Here is a 17,446-nt window from a genome sequence, read left to right on the forward strand (position 1 = left end):
CCAAACCGCTTCTTTGTCTCCGGACGGAGAGGCGGTTTTTATCATTACCTCATCTGGGATGAGCGGCGCAATAGGCTTCAAACTGCACGAAAAAATCGGCCAGTGCCTGTTTCTGATCCTGGTGATTCATTTCCAGTAAAAACGATCTCCAACCTCTGTTCCCTTCTTCCGCCGGATATGTTCGAAACAAAAAATCATTGAACCCGGAAAACCATTCCATTTCCGCAGCTTTCGTCATCAGGTAACCATTCAGATTTGCTTCCAATAAATCTATTTCTTCTCTGCAAAGCAGCATCAAAGTCCGTTTTTTCAGATAAGCAACATACCCTGGAAGGGTATCTATTTCAAAAATTTCAATTGGCATAGTTAAATGTACGAAAATCCTGTTTTGCCTGATGCAGCGTTCTTTGGTAACCAGGTTCATCAAAGAAACGGTTACCGTTTTGAAACAAGAGAACAAAGAGAAAGCGTCACTTTCATAACGCTTTCTCTTTGTTTCAATTCTTATTAAATATTTCTATTTCATCTGGCTCATCACGATGCGGTCAAACATCCGGTCGCCCAGATAGGTACGCATCCACACCATCGGTTTGGCGAATTTCCCAACCCGGTAACGTGTTTTCGGATTCGAACTATTGACGATTTTCAGGATCGTATCAGAGATCACCGTTGGTTTGGATGAACCATTTCCCTGAGCCGCTTTTTGGGTTCCTTCAGCAATTTTGTCCATCATGTTTTTATAGGCACTTTCTTTCGAAATTTTGGAAAATCCGTTCAGCAATACCGAACCGAATTCCGTAGCGATGAATCCGGGTTCCAAAACCACCACTTTGATGTTGAATGGTTTTAATTCCAGGCGCAGACAGTCGCTCAATCCTTCGACAGCGTGTTTGGATGCATGATACCAGGCTCCCATCGGGAAATACATTTTACCGCCCATGGAAGACGTATTGATAATGGTTCCGGATTTCGCTTTCCGCATGTATGGAACCACCTTTTGAGTCACTGCAGCCATTCCGAACACATTCACTTCAAATTGATTCCGGGCATCGTTTAATGTCACATCCTCCACCGAACCGTAGAGACCAAATCCTGCGTTGTTCCACAGCACATCAATCTTCCCTTCTTTCCGGATAATCGTGTCAACGACATATTGAATGTCTTCTTCGCTCGTCACATCCATCTGGATTGGGAAACCTCCCAGTTTTTCCAAATCCTGCATTTGATCCAATCGTCTTGCTACGGTATACACTTTGTGTCCCTGCTTGATGAGCGCTTTTGCCGTTTCTTTTCCCATCCCGGAAGATGCTCCTGTAATCAATATCACTTTTTTCATTGCTTTCAATTTTATATCACAAAGGTCTGATTACAACGGGAAAGCGATTAACACAAACTAACTGAAGACTAACACATTTTGAGGATTTTGATTCAGGAATTCATTTGACGGTACTCTTTGGGCGTCATACCGGTTTTGGTGCGGAACAAGCGTCCGAAATAATGCGGGTAATTGAATCCCAGTTTATAGGAGATTTCAGAAACGGATTCATTCGTGCCGAGAAGCAGCGTTTTTGCTTTATCCACCAGAAATTCGTTGATGTACTCTTTCGCCCCGATTCCCAGTTCTTTTTTCAGTAAATCGCTCAGGTAATTCGGGGAAAGATGAACCTTATCCGCAAAATAGGAGATCGGCGGAAGCCCTGATTCAGCGAATAAATTGTTTTCGTAATATGCTTTCAATTCTTCATTCATCCGCGTCACCATGTCTTTGTTTTGGGCCGTCCGCGTATGAAACTGCCGTTCGTAAAACCGCTGGCAATACTGCAGCAGCAATTCAAGTCCCGCAACAATGACTTTATTGCTGTGTCCGTCTATCCGTTCCGCAATTTCTTCCCGGATTTTATCCATGCAATCCGTGATCGTTTTTTGCTCTTTATCGGAAAGGTGCAAAGCCTCATGCACATCATAGGAAAAGTAATGGTGCTCGTCGATGCTTTTTCCCAGCGGCGTATTTCGGATCAAATCGGGATGAAAGAAAATCATCCAACCTTTGATTTCGCCGATTTGTTGTTCTTTATCTGTAGCACCAACCTGGTTTGGTCCGGTGAAAAACAAAACACCTTCATCAAAATCATAGCTGTTGCGCCCATATTGCAGACCGCAGCTCTTGTCTTTCAACCCGATGGTATACAATTCGGAAAGGTATTTCATTCCCACAAACTCCTTCCCGATTTTCCAGGTTGAAACATCTACGATATAAATAAGCGGATGTGTCGGCTTGGAAAAACCGAACAATTGCGCCAGCTGACTGATCGAACTCAATCGGAAAATGTCTTCTTTCATGGATGACTTATTGATACCGGATAAAATTATTCAATGCACCATCAGCAAAGTAACACTATTCCATGATTTAATAACACTTTCAGGCGAAAGTTCAACCCGATCAGTTAAACGACTGACGAAACTCCAGAGGGGTCGTGCCGGTTTTGTTTTTGAAGAGCTTATTAAACGATTGCGGAAACTGAAAGCCCAGCTGATAGGCAATTTCACTCACCGAAAGTGTGGTCGTTGAAAGCAGTTCTTTCGCTTTTTCAATCAAATGGTTGTGAATGTGCTGCTGCGTGGTCTGACCGGTCAGATTTTTCAATAAATCGTTCAGGTAATTCGGCGAAATAAATAATTGATCGGCGAAATACTGAACAGACGGCAAACCTTCCGGGGAAAGTTCCCTGCTTTTAAAATAGGCAGCAATTATTTCTTCGAATCTCAGGAAGATATCATTGGAAACCTTTTTGCGCGTGATGAACTGCCGGTCGTAAAAACGCTTGCAGTAACTCAGCAGGAGATCAATGTGCGACAACACCACGTCGTGCGTGTGCGTGTCTGTTCCCGAATGGATTTCGGTGCGGAGATTTTCAAAAATCCCTTCGATGATCTCTTCTTCCTGCGCCGAAAGATGCAACGCTTCGTTGGAAGCATAGGTGAAAAATCCATACGTCTGGATTTTTGATCCCAACGCGGTTCCGTGCAAAAAATCAGGATGAATCAGCAGCGTATACCCATCCGGAATTTTGGTAATCATTTCTTTGATTTCAATGACTTGCTTCGGTGCATAAAACGTCATAACGCCTTCATCAAAATCGTAATATTGCTGACCGTATTTTATTTTTCCGTCGAAGTTCTTTTTGATATTGACAACGTAAATATTGTACAGCATTCTTCTTGGGCGCGCCTCGTTGGGCTGGGTGTATTCCTTGAAATTAAATACGCTTACCAAGGGATGAACCGGCTTTCCCAGGTTGGTCAAAGCATGGTATTCCGAAATGGAATTAATGGCATATAGCGCTTCTCGTTTCATGTGATTAAAGATAGGAAATGGCAGCTAATTCCTCATTACCTGCCATTGTTTTGATGATGGATAATTACTCTGTTTCAATGCGCAAAACTATCCAGCAAATCCATGTCCTGCGAAGTCAGCTCGATACGCGTTGCAGCAATGTTCTGTTCTACGTATTTGACCCTTTTCGTTCCGGGAATCGGCAGGTGTCCTTTGGCGATGATCCAGGCCAGCGCCAATTGTGTTGCCGTTACCTCTTTCTCTTGTGCTATCTGGTGAATGGCATTGACCAATTCGAGGTTTTTGTGAAAGTTTTCAGGATGAAACCGCGGGATCAGTCTCCGGATATCGTTTTCCGGAATATCTTCCGGCTTTTTGATTTCTCCGTTGATAAATCCACGTCCAAGCGGCGAATAAGCCACAAAACCAATTCCCAGTTCCTCCACTGTTTGAATGATTCCCTTCTCTTCTACTTGCCGGTCGAACAACGAAAATTCACTTTGCACTGCCGTCACCGGATGCACCCGGTGACCTCTTCTGATGGTTTCCGAATCGACGTTGGAAAGCCCGATATACTTTACTTTTCCTTCTTTTACCAGTTCAGCCATCGCTTCAACCGTTTCTTCGATCGGTGTATTCGGATCCGGACAATGCAAATAATACAAGTCGATGTAATCTGTTTGCAGGTTTTTCAGCGAGCGTTCAACCGCTTTTTTCACATACGCTTTGCTTCCATTCGGACTGTAATCAAACCGGTTATTATCATCAATGTAATAACCAAATTTTGATGCGATAATAAATTGCTCTCTTTTTCCTTCGGTTGCTTTGGCCAGTAATTGTTCATTCAGGAAAGGTCCGTAAAGGTCAGCCGTATCTAAAAAATTCCCGCCCAACTCTGCCGAGCGGTGAATGGTTGCGATGGATTCTTTTTCATCTGCCTTGCCATAGGTATCCATCGTTCCCCACGGCGACATTCCCATACATCCCAATCCAACGGCCGGAACCACTAATCCCTGGCTTCCTAATTTTCTTTGCTTGATTGTACTCATCACTTCACTCTTGTTTTCTGCAAAGTTCCTGGTTTTGTTTTCGGAAGGAGTATCCAAATTACGGATGTGTGTATCCAAAAAGTACAACCGCTTATGTTCTTTCGTTTTGTAATCTTAACAGGAAATGAGATACCTTGTTAAAAACAATATGAAAGTTTGGTGGGGTGTTTTTTTATTCTATTTTTAAAATCAGCAAAATGTATTGGCGCGCGATGTGTTTTGCAAAATAACCACGCAATGTGGTTCAATTTTTTTAACCTTTTAAACTATTCACAATGAAAAAGTTCCTTTTTTTAATTTTGTTTTTACTGGGATCCATCGGAGTAAGTAATGCAAAGACAACTGTTTCGATCGAAATGTACGGTAGAGTTTACACACAAACCATTGAACAAAACATCTCCTCATCTTTTGACGGGCAAACTTTCTATATGGACGGGTATGAACCCGGAGGAGAGTATGAAACCATGGGATTTGCTTTTCCGATTTACTATTACGGAGACGATGGTTATGGACACGGCTGGGTTGTCGGAGGTGGAGGTGTCACGCTAGAGGACATCATTGTATTCTTAATCGCGATCTTCTTCTAGTTCGATCAATTCAATGAATGATCATAAATCACTGATTCACAATCACATTAAACTAGTTGTTTGCTTTGCACATGTTGGAAAAGCATAAACAAAAAGAAGAAATATTTATCTATAAAATGGTCGGGAGATATTTCTTTCGGCCATTTTTTATTCAGTCCTTTCAATTTATTCGACATAAATCACCATCCCAAGTCTTTTACTTCGCAGGACTTATTGTAAGCTCCCCAAACTGTTATCAAACAAACCCCACAGAAACACCAAAATTTCTCTGGGTTTCGCGGTTTTAAATCGCCCTCCGAAGTAGGGATATTCGATTTAGGCTCCGAAAAGGAATTGCGCTTTCGGGTTTCACGCCCCGCCAAAAGAAAAAGTCTTCTTTAAGTGTGAGCATGGGACTTACTTCTTCATACCTTTATGCTATGATACAACAATATACGCTGGATTTTCTGTCCGATCTAAAAGCAAATAACAACCGTGATTGGTTTCAAACAAACAAAGGTACTTATGAGAAGGCGCATCAAAACACCATTGCTTTTGCAGATTCCCTGCTCGAAAAAATGAGGATTCATGACTCCATTGAAACACCATCGGGAAAAGCCAGTTTGTTCCGCATTTATGCCGACACACGCTTTTCAAAAGATAAAGCTCCCTACAAGACCCATTTCGGAATCCGATTCAGCAGAGCAACAGCTTATTTGCGGGGCGGGTACTATTTTCACCTGGAACCCGGAAACAGTTTTATGGCCGGCGGATTCTTTTCTCCGAATCCGGATGATTTAAGACGCATTCGGGAGGATATTAATTTCAATTACGAAGAATGGAAGGAACTGGTAAGTCAGCCTAAATGGATCGAGACATTCGGGGAATTAAAGGGTGATGGAGTAAAAACAGCCCCAAAAGGTTTTGATAAGGATCATCCGGCTATTGAGCTATTGCGGAAAAAGCAATTTATTTTGAGACATGATTTTACGGATAAGGAAGTCCTGCAATCAGACTTCGCGGAAAAACTAGATCACACATTTCGGGAACTTCGTCCGTTTTTCGATTACATGAGTGACGTGTTAACTACGGATTCGAATGGGGAATCGATCTTGTAAGAAAGTGCATGCATTTGGATCGTTGAAAATGGTCAAAAACGGGGATAAAATCAATGGGGAGCCGGAGATTACAAGTTCGTCATCCTCCTCGAAGGGCGGAAAACAGAATCGAAACTTCGAACACGAATCCCGCTCTCAATACGCACATTCATCCCTGAAAAGAAAAAGTGGTATCGCTGGAAAATTCTGTGATTTATCATGGTTGACGACCATCCATTTCTTCATCTTATTGCTCCTCAAGAAGTTTGGAACATCTTTGATTTTTTTTAGAACGGTCCCTTTTGAATCGTACATAAACAATACCTGCTGTGGATTTACTCAATCAAAAGGTACTTGAAATAGAAATCGCTCATTCATTGAACGACCGCCTAAAACCTACAGGAGAAATGTTTGTTTTGCTTTTAAACAACTTGCTGAATGATTGGGAATGTTCAAATCCCAATGCAAATGCAATTTCGCTGATAGATAAGTCGGTTGTAGACAGCTTCTCTTTTGCTTTCGCTATTAGTTTCTCGTGGATATGCTGTTGGGTATTTTGTCCGGTGAGTGCTCTAAGCAGACTCCCCAGGTAACTGGAAGAAACGTGGAGTTGTTCTGCGACATATTGGACGGTGGGCAATCCTTTTGAAATCAAATCATCACTATTAAAATAATCATTCAGCAGCGTTTCCAACTGATCCAAAATTTGATGATTGGCTTTTTCCCGTGTTATGAACTGACGATTGTAAAACCGTTCGGAATAGCTGAGCAACGTTTCTATATGTGCAACAATGATTTGTTTACTGAAAGTATCCATATTGGAATGATACTCCTGCCGGATATTTTCTATTATGCCATGGATTGTCTTTTCTTCTCTTTCCGAAAGAAACAGTGCTTCATTAACGGAATAGTCAAAAAACTCATACTGTTTAATCGTCTTTGCAAGTGGCGTATTCCAAAAGAAATCAGGATGAATCAGCAGCAACCAACCTGATTGTTCGGGTGTTTCACTGGTGCTGGAAACCAGATTGAATACCTGATTTGGCGCCATAAAAAACATGACACCGCTATCAAAATCATAGTCCTGCTGTCCATATTTGAGCTTCATATTTGAACTGCGTTTGATACAAACGGAATAGAAATCCACCAGCACACCTGTTAAATGATGTTCCGTTGGAACAGCTTCTAAATCGACTACGCTTATCAAAGGATGTGACGGTTTTCCAAAACCCCGCAACCGATGGTATTCGGTTATCGTTGTTATTTTCTTGCTTTGTTTCATGCTTGTTTCACATAAATCGATGATAAACTTTCCGGAAGTTTTGATAATTCTTTTTCAACTATTTCCTGTGAAATCGTGTCTTCCTTATTGCTATTTATGAAATGACTAAGATAGGACATCCGCAATAATGAAACGGCAAATGGTAGACTTTCCTCGTTTGGCACTGGATAGGTGATATTGGTTTTGGGAACATAAAGATGCTTTTCTACGAGGTTTCTACTTAAAAGTTCTTGAGTCATTTGTTCCCCGAACGTGATATCCAAATCCCCGTTTTGGTGTATGTGTCCAAATTCTTTTCCCCTATACAAAAACGTGATGGCTCCAAAATCACCATCCCCGATACGTGTTTCGTCCCATTTTAAAATGGCACGTTTTAATTCTGTTATCACTTTTGACTTTTCCATTTTATTGTGAATAAATAACAGCATGATACTTACAGGATCAACAGTTCACTAATCGATTTTGCCATTTTCCCGGTAGTATTGTTTCGGCAAAAGATACATCCGGTTAATACTGGATTTCAGCTTCTGCTCTATTGAGATACATTTCCCAAAACTTTTCTGCCAAAATTTTTGGCGAATGTGTTTCACTCTCCGGCTGAATGGAGTTATTGACTGTTAATGTACCCACATAAATATGGTCACCTTGAAGAACTTCGTGCAACTGTAAAGCAAGATTTCTCAATGCTGCTTTTGTAATTGATAATGAACCGACCTGAACATTTGGATGAAGGGCCAATCCGCCACCTGTAAACAATACCGCTCCACGTGTTTCTTTGAGATGTTGATGCAGGATTTTCACGCAATGAAAAGCATTTGCAACTGACATCCTAAAATCTTCCGTTAAATCTTCCGACTTTTCATCGGTAATGTTTTTGAACTTCATTGCAGCAGCGTTATATAACAGCACGTCCACACGTCCCATTTCAGACGCCAATTTTAACACAGCATCTGCTAGTTGTGACGTGTTACAGGCATCTGCCACAGCATATATGGCGTTGATACCTTTTGCTTTAAAATCGGCTACCTGTGCTTTTAATTTTTCTTCATTTCTACTTATCAATCCGATGGAGAAATTGTTTTCAGCAAACTTCTCGGCAACGCCCAAACTCAAATTTGGTCCCGCCCCGATGATGACAATGTTTTTGTTCATTTTTTCCAGATTTTAACTTACAGTACAAATTTCTGATCTTTCTAAAAAATGGACGTATCCGAAATGACTGTTGTTGTAGCCAAAATGAAATAGCCCCCCATACTAGAACCCGGGTCTTTTTAGACAGCAAAATATCTCCCAATCTGGCAATGAACATTCTGATCAAGAATGGTATTGAAACGAACGAAGAATACGTAAAAGAACTACCCGATTTTTTATGTCTTTTTGCCACAATGCTTCCTCCCCGAAGTTCAATAGTTCATTGATGGCGATTAATGTCAGCTATTTCGAACTGTTTGGTTGGGGATTTGACGAGTTTACTTGAGATTTAATCACTTTCAATACTCATACTCCTTTATGATAATGTTATCTAATGAGGGGGTGTCCTGCGAGCTCGATCGGTGTACAACCAAAGCGTTTTTTTGTAAAAAAACATTTGCTTTCATAGCGAAACACGAATTAACACAAGTCAAGAAAGCACATAAAGCTGTACGTCTGCTAATGCGCATTTTAAACGAGCACTCTCCTTGACACTACCTTTCGGACCGTTTCATGTGAGGAGATTATTTTATAATTCTAATTAATTCTTTTCAAAGTCTGTGAATAGGAGTAACAATCTTTTGAAATACCAATCAGTTGTTTGTTGTCAAGAATCTTGAAGCTCCATGTTTCCGTTTCCTTGCTTAAATAATCTTCCTCGATATCGTCAATATGTTCCGGGATAGAAGGAATATCAACTTCACAATAAACTATTTCTAACTCCAAAATTCCATTCTTTATCTTTCCGCTTTTAATCAAATAAAAAATATGACTTCTCAAGGTACCACTGTACCAATCGTAAACACCGAGAATTTCACCGTCTTTTATTGTAAAATCCAATCTTGAATCGTAAGGCGCCATGTCATGTGCAAAACCGGGAACATCGCGCGTGTCTGACCATTGTCCAATGTAGTAATGATATTCTCCTTCAGGAAGATCCATCACAGGTTTATTTAGTGCCACATTCACTTCAGTAATTGCATCCGTTTCACAAACTATTTTCCATTTGTTCCCAAATTTCCGGAAATACAAATACGATTCAACCTCTTTTTTCTTCCCGTTTTCGATACATATTTTGGTGAATCGGGCCACAAATGCTACTTTCAAAACAGGTTCTTCTACTTCCTGGATATCATCTTGATCAAAATAAACATCTGTATAACCCAATTTCTGTTTGTACGAAGGGTGTTTTTTTAACCAGCTGGATTTTTGGTTTAAAATTGTTTGTTTACTGCTCTTTTTGGAATAATAAATCACTTCATCCGCATACAAATTTTCGAGATCTGACAACTGATGGTCACTAATTGCCTGGTTCCATTTTTTCAGGACTTTTTTAACGGCATCATAGCGTCGAAATATATTTCCGGTATCCGGTATATCCGGTGTTTGCTCTGAATCTTCTGATATAGCTTGCTTCTTCTTTTCCGAATGAACAGTTTTGGGTTTCTCGGCTTGAAGCACGGCGTTTGTTTTTTCTTCTTTCGGAGTTCCGGAATTACAAGCTGAAAACGTTGTTATCCCCAAGAGAAAAACCAGTAATTGTTTGCGGATCATGGAGTTTAGTTTGGCTTGAAAGTAGGAAAAATGCGGGATTTTTTTGACGGTTATAAGAAAATTTGAAGATTTTGGTATGGTTAGATAAATAAACTACCAAAACGCGTATTTTTAGGTAGTAATACCTGATGAATAAAACTAACTATAACTAATGAACTTTGAGCCGTTTTGTGCTTCTCGATACTTTATACTTAAAATGCTTTATTTCAAACAACCTTATTACATAAATCTTCACAATCATGAATAAACTATTGATCTTTTTAGCACTCTTGATACACGTGTTTTCCGTTGCTTTTGCCCAAAGCAATAAAGATTACCTAAACTGTAAAAATTACCTGGATAAAGAGCGGGAAATATTTCTTAAGAATAAAGTCAGAACAATCATTCAAATAAGAACTTCTTACTATGATTATGAGAAAAAAACATCCGTTTCTTGTTCCGACACTACTTCCATTTTAAAGTATGATTTATCGGGGAACGAAATTGAGAATGAATACCGGTTAGATGACACCACTTTTTACAAAAGAGAAAAACTAAAGTATGACGCCTATGGAAGATTGATTTACAGGAAGTTTATTCCCTCAACCAATTTAAATTCGTTTGCTTCCGAGCGTCATTATTTTTATGTCAATAAACAGTCATGCGTTATGAAGTATTCACTGTCGTATGATCCCTTTCAAAAAGGAAAACTAAAGGACAGCATTGCATACACATACTTACAGGACACTTTGATTTCTACAATCTACCAATTGGATAATGAATCTGAAGAGTTGATTTATACAAAAACTGAAAAGAAAATTGTTGATCAGAAGACAGGATTGATCAAAAAGGATGTCAATTTCGAAATAACAAAAGAGTATCAGTTTTCCGAAGATTTTAAGTTACTGTCAATTGTTACCAGGGCCGGTATAATGAAACCAACCCGATTAACATTTACTTATGAGGGTGATTTAATTACTGAATCCAATTTTTACCATATAGAGAATTCCGATTTTTTACAATCGACCAACAAATACTATTATGAGTTTTACTAAGCCAGCAGTTAGTAAAAGAACTTTCAACTTGCGTCAAATGCTCTTTTTCTTTTGTGTGATCCTGATTAGAGCTATTTCGAACCATTTAATAGAAGATTTGAATTCCTTACTCTAATTGTCCTTCATTATCAGCTTATTCTTGGAAAAGCTACTTCTTAGATAATTTCCCGATTTGAGTAATCGCATTTTGATTAGTGGGGTTTAGCTTTAAGGATTGCTCGTAATTAAGGATTGCTGATTCATAGTTTCCATCCGCCAGGTAACCATCTCCTAAACTATCGTAAACATTCCAGGAATTGGGAAAATATTCCACATTCAATTTGAAAATGTTGATAGCTGCAGTTTTATCTGTTTGATTCAGTAATTCATAACCCAATGCATTCAATTCATTCTCAAATAAACTCAATACGAATGAAAGGTCTCTAAAACTAATTTCTGCCTTTATTTTAGAGTAGTCATTGGAAAGTAACGGATTGGACAACTCTTTCAGAAAATCTTTTACATCATTCACTTTTTGGATGTTTTTTCGGCTTGACACATTATCGGGAAACAGGTCCGGAATATTCAGTACGTTATCCTCTTTGTTTAATTCGTCCATTAAATGAATCGTAATACTCTTTGAATAATCGTGATAATAGTAGAGATGGATTACTTTTTCTTTTAAATCGTAGATTGTAGTGTATTGGGTTCCTCCTAAATCATATGGAAAGCTCTGATGTAAGGCGTCTGATAAGGCTGAAAGATAGGACAATGTCGTGTCTGTCTTTTCAGCCATCATTTTTCGGCCCTTTTGATAAAACGGGATATCTAACTGATCTAAATCGGGTGTTTGCGAAGGACAGAAATTCGACAATAAATAGTTGTCTTCTTTTCCCTTCGTTAATGCATCCCCTTCTACTACCAGATAATTTCCGGCAGCATCAATGAACATCCACATGCCTGAATAAAGAAAAGTGGTTAAATCATACTTTTCTAAGATCGTATAAACCTCATCTATATTTTTACAGGTTTGCATAATGTGTTTGAGGATGTCATTCCCTGGAATCAGTTTTTTAGAATCTGATTTCATTTCTCTCGGATCGACAGAAAAGCCATCAAAAACCAACCCTTTTTCATTCATACCGCCTTGCGGGTATAAGTTATCAAATCCCACATATACATTTCCAAAATTTCCGTTTTTCCCCTTCTCAAACCACATTTTGGTATTTGGATCCCAGTAATCCTCATTATTTCCAACGAATGTCCTGTTATTTTTCGTGATTTTATAAACACTACAGGCGTAGGTGTTGTAGCCGTTAAGAAAAGCGATGAAGAGTACTATCCATGATTTCATGTTTTGATGGTTTAAATTGTTCGATTGAAGCATAATATAGCTGCTTTTCAGATTGTAAGTATAGCAATTAAGTTTTTAATACTGGATTTGAATCTTTTTATCAAAAGGAAATTACACCTGAAACCCAATTAGATTCGAACTGCTTTAAATGTTTAGGAAACTCAATGAAATCAAGAGTTTACGAAAAATTGGGATTTACCCTACGAAGAATCCTAATCGAAACTTCGAACACAAATCCCACACTCAAAACTCACACTCTTCCCTTAAAGAAAAAGCTCTGAAAAACAGAGCGTCCCGATAGCTATCGGGAGTGAGAGTGAGTATTGAGGGAAAAAGAAAAAGCGAACTACTACCGTAATTCGCTTTTTCTTTTTGTGATCCCATTTGGATTCGAACCAAAGACCTACTGCTTAGAAGGCAGTTGCTCTATCCAGCTGAGCTATGGGACCGGTAATCTTTCTGTTGTTGTTGTCAATCGGAATAACAACAAACGAATACTAAATAAAAAAGGGGATGATTGCTCATCCCCTTTTCTTGTGTCGGGGCGGCAGGATTCGAACCTGCGACCTCCTGGTCCCAAACCAGGCGCGATGACCGGACTACGCTACGCCCCGAACTAGGCTTTTTATTTCAATTTACTTCAATCGCTCTTGAAGTGTTTCTCTGTTTTGAGGGTGCAAAGATACTCATTTATTTCACTTGTGCAAGCCCTTTGAGAAAAAAAAAGCGGAGAGAGCGAGATTCGAACTCGCGGTACCGTTGCCAGTACGTCAGTTTAGCAAACTGGTGGTTTCAGCCACTCACCCATCCCTCCAATGATGTTACAAAGAACGTGTCTCAGGTCTCACTAAGACAGGCGCAAAATTAATAAATGCATCGTTCTATCAAAGGATTTTCAGTAAAAAAAGTAAAAAAAAAATGATCCCGGATCGCTTTACGCCGATTTAACACGGGCTTAATCTCTAAAAATCAACTCTTTCAATTGTTCGCGTTGTTCTTTCAAATTTTGAAGAATCGCACTTCTTCTGCGCGCAAAACGCCCAAAACGCTGTTTGGAATTCAAATGCGACATGTACCGCATGTAAAAATGTGCGAATGTTCCGAACAAGGGAAGTGCCGCCAAATACACCAATGTTTCGAGCCAGGTGAAGTCAAAACAAAAATGAACCAGCAAACCAAATCCTACATAATTGAGCGGATAAAGCACCAAACCGAACAAAATTGCCAGCGGAGCATGATATTCCACGTCCTTACTGATTTTAGGTACAATCCAGCCGATAAACCAATACGGAATAACGTGGTGAATGAAACCGATCACAAAAAGTGGCACCGTTACAATAATAAACAGCCAGCTTTGAACAAATTGTCTCAAAAATAAGCCCGGACGATACGGCCGGTCCAGGAAATCCGGTTTGATTCCCAAAAACTGCATCGAAGCCAATACTTTTCCGGTTTCCGTATGAATTTCATCCACTTTCCACGGGCTGGTCAGGCTATATTCTTCCAAACGGCTCTGCACCGATTTCATGAAATCCATTTCATTCGCCACATCGGTACGCTTGGTGTATTTGGTCACAAATAATTTACGCAGCTGTTCCACCAAATCCTCCCGCGCGGAATCTTCCATATTCACAAATACGCGTGATAATTCAACCCGAAACCGTTCCGTGAGCAGTTTTGCCGCATTTCCCTGGTTCACTTCGTATTCTTTCCACAAATCATCCAGTTCAATGGGTTTCCCCACATGAACCAGCACTTTTCCACGATATGAATCTGCCGAAATATAATTCAATCCGACCGGAACCACTTTCAATCCTAGTTTTCCCTGGTTTCTTTTTTCTACCTCCAATGCAATCCGTGCCGTTCCGGTTTTGATTTCCCGCAGTTTCCGCTCCAAAAAGCTCGTCCCTTCCGGGAAAACAACCAGGATTTCTCCTTTTTCCAGCAATTCGTAACAAGCCTGGAATGAATCTTTGTTATTGACACCCGCCACAGCTCCATCCGACTTCCTATTGATTGGAATCATTCCCAAAGCTCCGAGGAGTTTGCGTTTCAGCGGCGAATTGAAAAAAGTGGCTTTTGCCATAAAGTGAACCCTTCTGCGGTTGGCGAATCCCACCATCCAGGCGTCCATCAGTGTATTCGGGTGATTGGCAATGATAATCAAAGGTCCGTTTTCCTTGTCCAGGATTTGTTGGTTGACCACCTGAATATCCCTGTAATAATGCCGGATTCCAAATGAAATAATTGCCCTTAAAATGCGGTATAGCATATTTTGATTTTAAACGAATTTAGTGGTTTCCGGCTAATTAAGTACCGTGCAATGGTGAAAGTTCGTTCGAATTCGGTTGCGGATTCGGTTCAAAATGTGGTCAGAAACACCTCATTTAATCCTTTTCCAAAAGAAACTCCGGACGTAATTCCGCAATATTACGTCCAGAGTCAGATCAACATCAATCACTCTCCCAAACCTCATATGCGCAAAAAGCAGATCCAATTCGTAACTTTGCACCATGCTTGAACGTGCCCTTTTCAGAAACTCGGAAGACACATTCCTCATCGGGATTGGTTGTGAAAACGCATTCCAACTGGAATCAACCCGGCAGTGGCACGAATTGGATGCATTCATTGAACAGCACCAAGACCGAACACTGTTCACGCTCATCAACTACCAACTGGGAGCCGATATCCTGAACGTCGAACGCAAAGCAAATGAACTTCCACTACTTCGGGTTTGGGTTCCGGAAAGCACATACTTGCTGCAAAACGATGACTATACCTTCATAGAAGGAAAAAACACACCGGCGCATTTGGAAGCGGCAAAACAACTGTTTCAAACTCCGGCCGACCTTTCCGGCGCTATTCACTGGAAAGCGAAAATTGACCGGGCAACATACATCGAACGGGTAAACAAGCTCAAGGAACACATTCAGCTTGGCGATGTCTACGAGATTAATTTCTGCCAGTTGTTTGAAGCAGACGGAATCGAACTGGAAAGCATTCAACCCTTCTTTCAAACACTCTGGAACCACAATCCGACACCTTTTACCGCACTGGTAGAAAACACCAACTGGATGCTGGCTTCCGCGAGTCCGGAGCGCTTTATCCGCAAACAGGGAAAACAGCTCATTTCTCAACCGATCAAAGGAACAGCTCCACGCAGCGCAACAACAGCCGAAGATCAGAAACGGATTCACGAACTGGAAACAAACCCGAAAGAACGGGCCGAAAACATCATGATTGTAGATCTGGTACGAAACGATCTCTCACAAATCGCAACCAAAGGAAGTGTCAAAGTAGATGAGCTCTGCAAAGTCTATACGTTTCCGACCGTACACCAGCTTATTTCGACCGTTTCCTGCGAACTAAAAGAAAATACGCGTTTTTCGGACATCCTGCAAGCCGGCTTTCCGATGGGTTCTATGACCGGAGCTCCGAAAAAAGCAGCTGTCGGACTCTCCGAATACTACGAAGGCTTTTCCCGTGAATTTTACTCCGGATCCTTCGGCGTTATCTACCCCAACGGCGATTTCGACCTGAATGTACTCATCCGGACAATTGTCTACAACCCGAAACGGAAGCAATTGTCCTGCGGAGTAGGCGGAGCTATTACCATTCTCTCCGATGCAGCTGCCGAATACGAAGAATGCCGCGCTAAAGTGGGAAAAATCTTAGCCCTTTTCGGAACATGTCAGTGGTAGAAAATGTGCTTCGAGAATCGGGATTGGAGCAATTCAATCTCCGCGTAGCCTGCTCCGGTGGACTCGACTCCACCGTGTTGCTCGAAGCATTGGTTTCAATGGGATTCAAACCATCCATCCTGCACATCAACTACCAGCTGCGCGGGGAAGCAAGTGAACAAGACGAAGCCTTTGTCCGAAACCTGGCGAAAAAACACCAGCTGGAAATAGAAGCAGTACGCTGTCCGCAGGAACTGACCAAAGGAAACGGAATCAACCTGCAGGAAGCCGCACGGAATTTCAGGCACAAACACTTTCAATACTTCATTCAGCAGCATCCGGACAACCACATCTTACTGGCACATCACCAGGACGACCAGGTGGAAACGTTCTTCCTGCAACTCATTCGCGGGGCAGGAATCTTCGGACTCGGCGGCATGCACCCGGAACGTAACGGGATCATTCGTCCGTTTCTCTCGTTAACCAAAGAAGAGCTTCGGAACTATGCCCTGGAAAAAGGCCTTTCCTGGCGCGAAGATGCCAGCAACGCCGAAAACAACTACAAGCGAAACCAGTTCCGGAACATCCTGCTTCCCGAACTTCAACAAAGCATCCCGGAGCTTTCCGCATCCGTTCAATTCCTGCAACTGAAATTCAGGGAGGAACAACAATCCCTGCGCGAAAACCTGCACGAACGATTAACACAGTGGAGGCACAACAGCCAAATCAGCTTCCGCGAATGGAATGCAATCAGCATCGAAGAACGTATTCTTATTTGCAATTTCTTCACATGGCCTGCCTGGGTCATGCAGCGCATCGGGGAACTGGAACAGGCAAAACTGAGTTCAAAAATTGATAACACTTACCTGTTCCGGACAAAAGAAGGTATTTCCTGGAATGCAAATTTCCTGCAAACAAGCCATTGGGAATTCAAGATTCAGGAGGTTGAAATCTTACCGGATCGTTTTTCGACCTGGGAAGCATACATCGATCTGAACAAATGCGCATCAAAACCCATTCAAAGTACTGCTTTCGAAACAGATAGGATTCAAAAAATCGGAACTCCCGGAAAAAGCAAAGTCTACAAACTATTGAAAGACCATGGGATTCCGGAGCAATGGCGGAGTACTTACCCGGTTTTCAAATCAGGAGAAGAAATTGTTTGGATTCCCGGAATTGCCGTCTCTCAAAAACACGCTGCATCTGCTTCTACCACTCTGATTGCCAAACTTTCGAAACGCTGAAACACAGCGTCTGTTTTTTTTTCTTAAAATGTGTTTTATAAATTAATTTTTCATTAAATTTCGATTTGTACACTCTTAAACC

16 protein-coding genes and 3 tRNA genes are annotated in these 17,446 nt (G+C 41.0%); 5 read left to right on the plus strand and 14 right to left on the minus strand.

The window, feature by feature from the left end; genetic code table 11:
- Window positions 1–49: 49 nt before the first annotated feature.
- The 5 genes from ABDV94_RS06415 to ABDV94_RS06435 all read right to left on the minus strand — a co-directional run bounded on the left by ABDV94_RS06415 (window position 50) and on the right by ABDV94_RS06435 (window position 4,383).
- Entirely contained in the window at window positions 50–364 is a 315-nt protein-coding gene (locus tag ABDV94_RS06415) for a hypothetical protein (protein ID WP_343605765.1), read from the minus strand.
- A gap of 153 nt (window positions 365–517) precedes the next feature.
- The gene (locus tag ABDV94_RS06420; RefSeq protein WP_343605767.1) at window positions 518–1,336 is read right to left on the minus strand and encodes an oxidoreductase; all 819 of its coding nucleotides are present in this window, start codon (window positions 1,334–1,336) and stop codon (window positions 518–520) included.
- Window positions 1,337–1,428: 92 nt separating this feature from the next.
- Entirely contained in the window at window positions 1,429–2,340 is a 912-nt protein-coding gene (locus tag ABDV94_RS06425) for a helix-turn-helix transcriptional regulator (protein WP_343605768.1), read from the minus strand.
- Between the two features lie 100 nt (window positions 2,341–2,440).
- Window positions 2,441–3,355: a helix-turn-helix transcriptional regulator gene (locus ABDV94_RS06430; protein ID WP_343605770.1), complete on the minus strand. Its 915-nt coding sequence runs from the start codon at window positions 3,353–3,355 to the stop codon at window positions 2,441–2,443.
- A gap of 74 nt (window positions 3,356–3,429) precedes the next feature.
- A complete protein-coding gene (locus ABDV94_RS06435) occupies window positions 3,430–4,383 on the minus strand; it encodes an aldo/keto reductase (RefSeq protein WP_343605771.1) in 954 nt (317 codons plus the stop codon).
- A gap of 275 nt (window positions 4,384–4,658) precedes the next feature.
- Here ABDV94_RS06435 and ABDV94_RS06440 point away from each other — a divergent pair, with 275 nt between their 5' ends.
- The gene (locus ABDV94_RS06440) at window positions 4,659–4,970 is read left to right on the plus strand and encodes a hypothetical protein (RefSeq protein WP_343605772.1); all 312 of its coding nucleotides are present in this window, start codon (window positions 4,659–4,661) and stop codon (window positions 4,968–4,970) included.
- Window positions 4,971–5,389: 419 nt separating this feature from the next.
- Complete coding sequence (locus tag ABDV94_RS06445) at window positions 5,390–6,067, plus strand: DUF2461 domain-containing protein (protein ID WP_343605773.1); 678 nt, start codon at window positions 5,390–5,392, stop codon at window positions 6,065–6,067.
- A gap of 349 nt (window positions 6,068–6,416) precedes the next feature.
- On the opposite strand, the gene ABDV94_RS06450 is transcribed toward ABDV94_RS06445, so the two are convergent.
- The 4 genes from ABDV94_RS06450 to ABDV94_RS06465 form a co-directional block, all read right to left on the minus strand.
- Window positions 6,417–7,328 (minus strand): helix-turn-helix transcriptional regulator, encoded by a 912-nt coding sequence (locus ABDV94_RS06450; protein WP_343605775.1) that lies wholly within the window; start codon window positions 7,326–7,328, stop codon window positions 6,417–6,419.
- On the minus strand, window positions 7,325–7,732 hold the full coding sequence (locus tag ABDV94_RS06455; protein WP_343605776.1) for a luciferase family protein: 408 nt from the start codon (window positions 7,730–7,732) through the stop codon (window positions 7,325–7,327). Before ABDV94_RS06455 ends, ABDV94_RS06450 begins: the two co-directional genes overlap by 4 nt.
- 103 nt (window positions 7,733–7,835) lie before the next feature.
- Window positions 7,836–8,480 (minus strand): SDR family oxidoreductase, encoded by a 645-nt coding sequence (locus ABDV94_RS06460; RefSeq protein ID WP_343605777.1) that lies wholly within the window; start codon window positions 8,478–8,480, stop codon window positions 7,836–7,838.
- Between the two features lie 576 nt (window positions 8,481–9,056).
- Window positions 9,057–10,073: a hypothetical protein gene (locus ABDV94_RS06465; RefSeq protein WP_343605779.1), complete on the minus strand. Its 1,017-nt coding sequence runs from the start codon at window positions 10,071–10,073 to the stop codon at window positions 9,057–9,059.
- Between the two features lie 239 nt (window positions 10,074–10,312).
- Here ABDV94_RS06465 and ABDV94_RS06470 point away from each other — a divergent pair, with 239 nt between their 5' ends.
- A complete protein-coding gene (locus tag ABDV94_RS06470) occupies window positions 10,313–11,107 on the plus strand; it encodes a hypothetical protein (protein WP_343605781.1) in 795 nt (264 codons plus the stop codon).
- A gap of 148 nt (window positions 11,108–11,255) precedes the next feature.
- Here ABDV94_RS06470 and ABDV94_RS06475 read toward each other — a convergent pair whose 3' ends face one another.
- The 5 genes from ABDV94_RS06475 to ABDV94_RS06495 form a co-directional block, all read right to left on the minus strand.
- Entirely contained in the window at window positions 11,256–12,440 is a 1,185-nt protein-coding gene (locus ABDV94_RS06475) for a tetratricopeptide repeat protein (RefSeq protein ID WP_343605783.1), read from the minus strand.
- Between the two features lie 375 nt (window positions 12,441–12,815).
- A tRNA-Arg gene (locus ABDV94_RS06480) sits at window positions 12,816–12,889 on the minus strand.
- Between the two features lie 90 nt (window positions 12,890–12,979).
- Window positions 12,980–13,054, minus strand: a tRNA-Pro gene (locus ABDV94_RS06485).
- Window positions 13,055–13,167: 113 nt separating this feature from the next.
- Window positions 13,168–13,254, minus strand: a tRNA-Ser gene (locus ABDV94_RS06490).
- Between the two features lie 141 nt (window positions 13,255–13,395).
- Window positions 13,396–14,712 (minus strand): lysophospholipid acyltransferase family protein, encoded by a 1,317-nt coding sequence (locus tag ABDV94_RS06495; RefSeq protein WP_343605785.1) that lies wholly within the window; start codon window positions 14,710–14,712, stop codon window positions 13,396–13,398.
- 241 nt (window positions 14,713–14,953) lie between these two features.
- On the opposite strand from ABDV94_RS06495, the gene ABDV94_RS06500 reads away from it, so the two are divergent.
- Both ABDV94_RS06500 and tilS read left to right on the plus strand, forming a co-directional pair.
- Window positions 14,954–16,141 (plus strand): anthranilate synthase component I family protein, encoded by a 1,188-nt coding sequence (locus tag ABDV94_RS06500; RefSeq protein ID WP_343605787.1) that lies wholly within the window; start codon window positions 14,954–14,956, stop codon window positions 16,139–16,141.
- Window positions 16,129–17,364 (plus strand): tRNA lysidine(34) synthetase TilS, encoded by a 1,236-nt coding sequence (gene tilS / locus ABDV94_RS06505; protein ID WP_343605788.1) that lies wholly within the window; start codon window positions 16,129–16,131, stop codon window positions 17,362–17,364. The genes ABDV94_RS06500 and tilS overlap by 13 nt, the downstream gene beginning before the upstream one ends.
- The last annotated feature ends 82 nt before the right edge of the window (window positions 17,365–17,446 follow it).

The organism is Fluviicola sp., from assembly GCF_039596355.1.
GTDB lineage: Bacteria > Bacteroidota > Bacteroidia > Flavobacteriales_D > Crocinitomicaceae > Fluviicola.

What these genes read in the sequence shown, in the direction of transcription:
- ABDV94_RS06465 (WP_343605779.1), bottom strand. Translation starts at nt 10,073, where the DNA reads ATGATCCGCAAACAATTACTGGTTTTTCTCTTGGGGATAACAACGTTT.
- ABDV94_RS06470 (WP_343605781.1), top strand. Translation starts at nt 10,313, where the DNA reads ATGAATAAACTATTGATCTTTTTAGCACTCTTGATACACGTGTTTTCC.
- ABDV94_RS06415 (WP_343605765.1), bottom strand. Translation starts at nt 364, where the DNA reads ATGCCAATTGAAATTTTTGAAATAGATACCCTTCCAGGGTATGTTGCT.
- ABDV94_RS06460 (WP_343605777.1), bottom strand. Translation starts at nt 8,480, where the DNA reads ATGAACAAAAACATTGTCATCATCGGGGCGGGACCAAATTTGAGTTTG.
- ABDV94_RS06475 (WP_343605783.1), bottom strand. Translation starts at nt 12,440, where the DNA reads ATGAAATCATGGATAGTACTCTTCATCGCTTTTCTTAACGGCTACAAC.
- ABDV94_RS06420 (WP_343605767.1), bottom strand. Translation starts at nt 1,336, where the DNA reads ATGAAAAAAGTGATATTGATTACAGGAGCATCTTCCGGGATGGGAAAA.
- ABDV94_RS06500 (WP_343605787.1), top strand. Translation starts at nt 14,954, where the DNA reads ATGCTTGAACGTGCCCTTTTCAGAAACTCGGAAGACACATTCCTCATC.
- ABDV94_RS06435 (WP_343605771.1), bottom strand. Translation starts at nt 4,383, where the DNA reads ATGAGTACAATCAAGCAAAGAAAATTAGGAAGCCAGGGATTAGTGGTT.
- ABDV94_RS06425 (WP_343605768.1), bottom strand. Translation starts at nt 2,340, where the DNA reads ATGAAAGAAGACATTTTCCGATTGAGTTCGATCAGTCAGCTGGCGCAA.
- ABDV94_RS06430 (WP_343605770.1), bottom strand. Translation starts at nt 3,355, where the DNA reads ATGAAACGAGAAGCGCTATATGCCATTAATTCCATTTCGGAATACCAT.
- tilS (WP_343605788.1), top strand. Translation starts at nt 16,129, where the DNA reads ATGTCAGTGGTAGAAAATGTGCTTCGAGAATCGGGATTGGAGCAATTC.
- ABDV94_RS06495 (WP_343605785.1), bottom strand. Translation starts at nt 14,712, where the DNA reads ATGCTATACCGCATTTTAAGGGCAATTATTTCATTTGGAATCCGGCAT.
- ABDV94_RS06445 (WP_343605773.1), top strand. Translation starts at nt 5,390, where the DNA reads ATGATACAACAATATACGCTGGATTTTCTGTCCGATCTAAAAGCAAAT.
- ABDV94_RS06440 (WP_343605772.1), top strand. Translation starts at nt 4,659, where the DNA reads ATGAAAAAGTTCCTTTTTTTAATTTTGTTTTTACTGGGATCCATCGGA.
- ABDV94_RS06455 (WP_343605776.1), bottom strand. Translation starts at nt 7,732, where the DNA reads ATGGAAAAGTCAAAAGTGATAACAGAATTAAAACGTGCCATTTTAAAA.
- ABDV94_RS06450 (WP_343605775.1), bottom strand. Translation starts at nt 7,328, where the DNA reads ATGAAACAAAGCAAGAAAATAACAACGATAACCGAATACCATCGGTTG.